The sequence below is a fragment of the Streptomyces sparsus genome, from assembly GCF_054776295.1.
On record NZ_BAAHCA010000200.1, the window covers coordinates 1 to 6,730 of the forward strand.

The 6,730-nt window shown below is 71.7% G+C and carries 8 protein-coding genes; 6 read left to right on the plus strand and 2 right to left on the minus strand.

The window, feature by feature from the left end; translation table 11 throughout:
• The coding region (locus ACYVE9_RS12010; protein WP_461027786.1) for an ATP-binding domain-containing protein at window positions 1-341 on the plus strand (341 nt) is incomplete at its 5' end.
• A 258-nt stretch (window positions 342-599) separates the two neighbouring features.
• Here the strand turns inward: ACYVE9_RS12010 and ACYVE9_RS12015 are convergent.
• Window positions 600-806: a cold-shock protein gene (locus tag ACYVE9_RS12015; protein ID WP_461027787.1), complete on the minus strand. Its 207-nt coding sequence runs from the start codon at window positions 804-806 to the stop codon at window positions 600-602.
• 255 nt (window positions 807-1,061) lie between these two features.
• On the opposite strand from ACYVE9_RS12015, the gene ACYVE9_RS12020 reads away from it, so the two are divergent.
• Both ACYVE9_RS12020 and ACYVE9_RS12025 read left to right on the plus strand, forming a co-directional pair.
• Complete coding sequence (locus tag ACYVE9_RS12020) at window positions 1,062-2,486, plus strand: malic enzyme-like NAD(P)-binding protein (protein WP_461027788.1); 1,425 nt, start codon at window positions 1,062-1,064, stop codon at window positions 2,484-2,486.
• Window positions 2,487-2,786: 300 nt separating this feature from the next.
• Window positions 2,787-3,068 (plus strand): HU family DNA-binding protein, encoded by a 282-nt coding sequence (locus tag ACYVE9_RS12025; protein WP_007382399.1) that lies wholly within the window; start codon window positions 2,787-2,789, stop codon window positions 3,066-3,068.
• A gap of 635 nt (window positions 3,069-3,703) precedes the next feature.
• Here the strand turns inward: ACYVE9_RS12025 and murA are convergent.
• Window positions 3,704-5,032 (minus strand): UDP-N-acetylglucosamine 1-carboxyvinyltransferase, encoded by a 1,329-nt coding sequence (gene murA / locus ACYVE9_RS12030; protein ID WP_461027789.1) that lies wholly within the window; start codon window positions 5,030-5,032, stop codon window positions 3,704-3,706.
• Between the two features lie 180 nt (window positions 5,033-5,212).
• On the opposite strand from murA, the gene ACYVE9_RS12035 reads away from it, so the two are divergent.
• The 3 genes from ACYVE9_RS12035 to ACYVE9_RS12045 form a co-directional block, all read left to right on the plus strand.
• Window positions 5,213-5,773 carry a YqgE/AlgH family protein gene (locus ACYVE9_RS12035; RefSeq protein ID WP_461027790.1) on the plus strand — a complete coding sequence of 187 codons (561 nt, stop codon included), beginning with the start codon at window positions 5,213-5,215 and terminating at the stop codon, window positions 5,771-5,773.
• Between the two features lie 116 nt (window positions 5,774-5,889).
• Window positions 5,890-6,183, plus strand: coding sequence for a DUF3039 domain-containing protein (locus ACYVE9_RS12040; RefSeq protein ID WP_461027791.1), 294 nt, complete (start codon window positions 5,890-5,892; stop codon window positions 6,181-6,183).
• 172 nt (window positions 6,184-6,355) lie between these two features.
• Window positions 6,356-6,730, plus strand: a 375-nt coding sequence (locus ACYVE9_RS12045) for a hypothetical protein (protein ID WP_461027792.1), incomplete at its 3' end; no start/stop codon positions are given.

Consider the following 6,730-nt stretch of genomic DNA (forward strand, 5'->3'; position numbering starts at 1 on the left):
CCGACGGCCTGGCGCCGGCGGTGCGGGAGGAGGCACGCCGGCTGCTGGCCGAGGTGGACGGCACGGTCGGCGTGGTGGTGGCGATGGCCCGCCGGGAGGAGGCCGCCCGCTGGCTCGACGACCTCGGCGATCGGGTGGTGGCGCTCGGCAGCCTGGAGGCCAAGGGACTGGAGTACGACGCGACGCTGGTCGTCTCCCCGGCGGAGATCGCCGACGAGTCCCCGGCGGGTCTGCGGGTGCTGTACGTGGCCCTGACCCGGGCCACCCAGCAGCTGGCGATCCTGTCCACCGAGCGTGACCTGCCGGACGCGGACGGGGTTCCGGACCTGCTCAGGGACTAGGCAGCACGAGGGGGCTCACTTCCGGCGGGTGTTTGTTAGCCTGGTGGTGGCACCGGCCCGATCCATGCCCCCGGGCCCAACCATCGTCGCTTCGAGCGACCACTTGCCGCGAGGCGAGCTGGCGGGTCGGTGCCACCTTCTTCCTTCTCCGGAGTCCCCGGGCCCTCCGGGGCCCTGCCCGGAACCCCGGGCCCCCCGACGCGTCGGCCGGGGTCGCGGAACTCCCGGGGCGCCAGGGACGCCGTCGGTACGCGGGCGTCAGCCGAGAACGCGGACGCGTTCCGCCTGCGGGCCCTTCTGGCCCTGGCCGATCTCGAACTCCACCCGGGCCGCCTCGTCGAGGCTGCGGTAGCCGTCCTGGTCGATCGAGCTGTAGTGGACGAACACGTCCGGTCCGCCGTCCGCCTGTTCGATGAAGCCGAAACCCTTCTCGGCGTTGAACCACTTCACGGTGCCCTGGGCCATGCTGCTGCTCCCTGAGTGCTGAGGCTGTGCGGGGCAGAGCCTAGAGCGACCGCGTGCCCGCGGCGGAGCGCCGGCAGGCCGGGCGGGTGAGATTTAGCGCGAAGGAGTGGCGGGCGCACCCAGGCTGACGCCCTCTCGCATGGCGGAAACTTTATTTCCAAAACTCTGGGGTGGTTACCCGGTACCCGACGGTAGGTGGGACTATTCGGGAGCACGCGCGAACACGCGATCCAGGAACAGCAGAGGGACACGACCATGGCAACGGCGCCCAGCGTCTCGTACTCGATGACCGTCCGGCTGGAGGTCCCGGCAGGGGGCAGCTCGGTCAGCCAGATCACCACGGTTGTGGAGTCCTGCGGCGGGCACGTCACCGGTCTCGACGTCACCGCGTCCGGCCACGAGCGGCTGCGCATCGACGTCACCGTGGCGGCCAGCTCCACCGACCACGCGTCGGAGATCGTGCAGGAGATCGGGCGCATCGACGGGGTGGCCCTGGGCAAGGTCTCCGACCGTACGTTCCTCATGCACCTCGGTGGCAAGATCGAGATGTCCTCGAAGCACCCGATTCGCAATCGCGACGACCTTTCGATGATCTACACGCCGGGTGTCGCCCGGGTCTGCACGCAGATCGCGGAGAACCCGGAGGACGCCCGCCGGCTGACCATCAAGCGCAACAGCGTCGCAGTCGTGACGGACGGCTCCGCGGTGCTGGGCCTGGGCAACATCGGGCCCAAGGCCGCGCTGCCCGTCATGGAGGGCAAGGCCGCCCTGTTCAAGCGGTTCGCCGGCATCGACGCCTGGCCGCTGTGCCTGGACACCCAGGACACCGACGCCATCGTGCAGATCGTCAAGGCCATCGCCCCCGGCTTCGCCGGCATCAACCTGGAGGACATCTCCGCGCCGCGCTGCTTCGAGATCGAGGCCCGGCTGCGGGAGGCCCTGGACATCCCGGTGTTCCACGACGACCAGCACGGCACCGCCATCGTCGTGCTCTCCGCGCTGTACAACGCGCTGCGCGTGGTGGGCAAGGACATCGGTGCCGTACGGGTCGTCATGTCCGGTGCCGGAGCGGCCGGTACGGCCATCCTCAAGCTGCTGATGGCGGCCGGCGTCAAGCACGCGGTGGTCGCCGACATCCACGGTGTGGTGCACGCCGGCCGCGAGGACCTGGTGGGCACCGACAAGGGCTCGGCCCTGCACTGGATCGCCGACAACACCAATCCCGAGGGCGTCACCGGGACCCTGAAGCAGGCCGTCGCAGGCGCGGACGTCTTCATCGGCGTCTCCGCCCCCAACGTGCTCGGTGCCGAGGACGTCGCGACGATGGCCGAGGGCGCGATCGTCTTCGCGCTTGCCAACCCGGACCCCGAGGTGGACCCGGCCGTGGCCCGGCAGACGGCGGCCGTGGTCGCCACCGGCCGCTCCGACTTCCCCAACCAGATCAACAACGTGCTGGTCTTTCCCGGTGTCTTCCGCGGACTCCTGGACGCCCAGTCGCGGACCGTCAACGACGAGATGATGCTGGCCGCCGCCCGCGCCCTCGCCGACGTGGTCGGTGAGGACGAGCTGAACGCCAACTACATCGTGCCCAGCGTCTTCAACGAGAAGGTCGCCGGTGCGGTCGCCGACGCGGTCCGCGAGGCGGCGAAAGCGGCAGCCGCCCGCGACGAGACGGTGTGAGCACCGCCACCAAGCCCTTCGTCCCGGCGCGTCGCGGGCTGCGGCGCCCCCGCGACACGCTTAGGGTTGCGGCAGACGTGACGGGCCTCGGGCCCGGGAGTGCCACCCCGGCGAACAGCCGGTGCCGTGGCAGGGCCCGGCAGAGCGCCGGATTGGCTTTCCCGCCGCTGGTGGGGGCAGGATGCGTTCCGGGCGCGAGGGTCTGTGCGCAGACCCGGTCCGGGGACTGTCCTAAGGCCCTGGCAGCATCGGCTTCGATCTCACGCCTCATCGGCAAGAAGAACACGGGAGTAACAGACTATGAACCGCAGTGAGCTGGTGGCCGCCCTGGCCGACCGCGCCGAGGTGACCCGCAAGGACGCCGACGCCGTGCTGGCCGCCTTCGCCGAGACCGTCGGCGAGATCGTCGCCAAGGGCGACGAGAAGGTCACCATCCCGGGCTTCCTGACCTTCGAGCGCACGCACCGCGCCGCTCGCACCGCCCGCAACCCGCAGACCGGCGACCCGATCCAGATCCCGGCCGGGTACAGCGTCAAGGTCTCCGCGGGCTCCAAGCTCAAGGAAGCCGCCAAGGGCAAGTAAGACCCCACGACGGACGACAGGGCGGCCATCCAGCTGGATGGCCGCCCTGTCGTGTGCTCCGACGCGACCCGAGCCGCGCGCCGCAGGCCGCCCGGGTCAGAGCAGGTCAGAGCTGGTCGGGGCTGGTCAGGGTGTTGTTCCGGGCAGGGCCACCGGTCCGCGCCCGGCGCGGCCGGCACCACGTCCGCCGCGGACCGCTCCGGGGCGGTGACGAGTGCCACCGGTACACCGGGTGAGTGAGCCTCGTCGAGCAGTCGCAGCGCCCCGGGTGCGGCCGCACCTCCGCCGCACCTCCGCCGCACCTCCGCCTCGACCGACTGGTGAACTCCGGGTCGAGCAGCTCGGCCACCTCGACAGCCGTCAACGCGGCGCGTGCCGCCACACGGGTGGCGGTGTCCGCGATCGTCAACCCGGCGAAGCCCGTCACCCCACGCAACCGCGGTGTCCCCCACCGAGCCCCGCCCGAGCAGCAGGTCCGCGACGGTGGCCGGCCACTCGCCTGCGGTGTCGACCGGTGTGCCGTCCACGCAGGCCACCCGCGAGGCCGGGGGAGGGGGCGGCACGCCGGTGGGGCGGTCCCGTACGCCTGGCGCGTACCGGACCGCCCCACCGGAGCGTGCTGTGCGGGAGCCGCGTTACGCGGGCAGCTCCACCTTGGCGCCCAGCGCCGGGAGCTTCTCCATGAAGTTCTCGTAGCCGCGGTTGATCAGGTCGATGCCGTGCACCCGGGACGTGCCCTGGGCGGCCAACGCCGCGATCAGGTACGAGAACCCGCCGCGCAGGTCCGGGATGACCAGGTCGGCGCCCTGGAGCTTCGTCGGCCCGGAGACCACCGCCGAGTGCAGGAAGTTGCGCTGCCCGAACCGGCAGGGCGTGCCGCCCAGGCACTCGCGGTACAGCTGGATGTGGGCGCCCATCTGGTTGAGCGCCTCGGTGAAGCCCAGCCGCGACTCGTAGACCGTCTCGTGCACGATCGACAGTCCGGAGGCCTGCGTGAGGGCGACCACCAGCGGCTGCTGCCAGTCGGTCTGGAAACCGGGGTGCACGTCCGTCTCCAGGGCGATCGCCTTCAGCGGGCCGCCCGGGTGCCAGAAACGGATGCCGCTGTCGTCGATCTCGAACTCGCCACCCACCCTGCGGTAGGTGTTGAGGAACGTCATCATCTCCCGCTGGCCGGCGCCGCGTACGTAGACGCTGCCCTCCGTGGCCAGCGCGGCGCAGGCCCAGGACGCGGCCTCCAGCCGGTCGGGCAGCGCCTGGTGGTTGTAGCCGCCGAGCTTGTCCACGCCGGTGATGCGGATCGTGCGGTCGGTGTCCATCGAGATGATCGCGCCCATCTTCTGCAGCACGCAGATGAGGTCCTCGATCTCGGGCTCGACGGCCGCGTTGGAGAGTTCCGTCACACCTTCCGCCAACACGGCGGTCAGCAGCACCTGTTCGGTCGTCCCGACCGACGGGTACGGAAGTTTGATCTTGGTGCCGCGCAGGCGCTGCGGCGCCTCCAGGTACTGCCCCTCGGGCCGCTTCTCGATGACGGCGCCGAACTTGCGCAGCACGTCGAAGTGGAAGTCGATCGGCCGGCCGCCGATGTCGCACCCGCCCAGACCGGGGATGAAGGCGTGCCCCAGCCGGTGCAGCAGCGGGCCGCAGAAGAGGATCGGGATCCGGGAGGAACCGGCGTGCGCGTCGATGTCCGCGACGTGTGCGCTCTCCACGTGGGACGGGTCGAGCACCAGCTCAGCGGCCTCCTCGCCCCCGCGCACCGTCACCCCGTGCAGCTGGAGCAGACCGCGCACCACCCGGACGTCGCGGATGTCGGGCACGTTGCGCAGGCGGCTCGGCTCACTCCCGAGCAGGGCGGCGACCATGGCCTTGGGCACGAGGTTCTTCGCGCCGCGGACGCGGATCTCGCCCTCCAGCGGGGTGCCGCCATGGACGAGCAGTACATCATCGGTGCCGGTCATGGAACTCGCGATCTCTACATACGGGCAGGGGACAAAAGGAATGCTAACGGCCGCCGCACGCGGATCCGTAGACGCGCGCACCGGTGCCACGCTCCGCGTCCCCGCGGCTCCGTCAGGTGACTGCCCGGCGTTCTGCGCATAGCCGTCCCGGAAAGCCGCCCGGTGCGGGATCATTGAGACATGCCCGAGGCGTCCTTGCTCACCGGACGGCTGCTGGTCGCGACACCGGCACTGACCGACCCGAATTTCGACCGCGCGGTCGTGCTGCTCCTCGATCACGACGAGGAGGGCTCCCTCGGCGTGGTGCTCAACCGCCCCACCCCGGTCGGGGTGGAGGACATCCTCGAACCGTGGGCGGCGCTCGCCGACGACCCCGGCGTGGTGTTCCAGGGCGGCCCGGTGTCGCTGGACGCCGCCCTGGGAGTGGCCGTCATCCCCGGCAGCGAGGGACCGATCGGCTGGCGCCGGGTGCACGGCGCGATCGGACTCGTCGACCTGGAGGCCCCGCCCGAGGTGCTCGCCGCGGACCTCGGCTCGCTGCGCATCTTCGCCGGTTACGCCGGATGGGGGCCCGGCCAGCTCGCGGACGAACTGAGCGACGGGGCCTGGTACGTGGTGGAGTCCGAGCCAGGGGACGTCTCCTCCCCGGCTCCCGAACGGCTCTGGCGCGCGGTCCTGCGCCGCCAGCGCAGCGAGCTGGCCATGGTCGCCACCTATCCCGACGACGCGACGCTCAACTGAGGCGTCCGACCGCGGCCGGCCCGCCTGGCAGCGCCCCGGACGGCCCCGCGGGCCGCTTCCGGCGAGCCCGGCGGTGCGCGGACACGGCCAACCCGGCTTGAGTACCCTTGGATTCCATGAGCACTCTTGAGCCCGAGCGCGGAACGGGAACCGGCACCCTCGTCGAGCCGACCCCCCAGGTGTCGCACGGTGACGGCGACCACGAGCGGTACGCCCACTACGTCCAGAAGGACAAGATCATGGCGAGCGCGCTCGACGGTACGCCCGTCGTGGCGCTCTGCGGCAAGGTGTGGGTGCCGGGCCGGGACCCGAAGAAGTACCCGGTCTGCCCCATGTGCAAGGAGATCTACGAGTCCATGAACGCCGGTGGCGGCAAGGGCAAGGACGGCAAGGACGGCGGCAAGAAGTAGCCGCAGGGCCGGCGTACACCCGACCCGCGGGGCTCGAGCCGGCCCCCGGGCGCACCTTCCGTGCGCCCGGGGGCCGCGTCGGTGTCCGGGGACGGGCCGATACGCCGGTGTCGGGGGCCGCGCCGGTGTCCGGCGGGCTGCACGCAAGGGACGAGTCGCAAGGGGGCGAGAGGTGGCCGAGGGCGAGCTCGCCGACGAGGACCGCGTACGGCTGGTGCAGGACCTGTGTGCGGAAGGGCTGTTCGGACAGGCGCAGGCGATGCTGGACGACGCCTGGGTGCGGCGCTCCGGCAGCCGCGGTTACCTGCTGCGGGCCTACGTGCACGCGCTCCAGGGCGAGCCGGCGCGCAGCCGGGAGGCGGTGGACTGGGCGCTGCTCAGCATGCAGGACGACGCCCCCGGCCGTCTCGACCTGCTGTGCCTGGCCGGGCACGTGCTGCTGGCCCTGGGGGACGAGCACCGCGCTGTGACGGTGGCCCGCCGCGCCGCGGCCGACGACCCCGACGACTGGCGGCCACCGGTGCTGCTCGCCGACGCCTACGTGGAG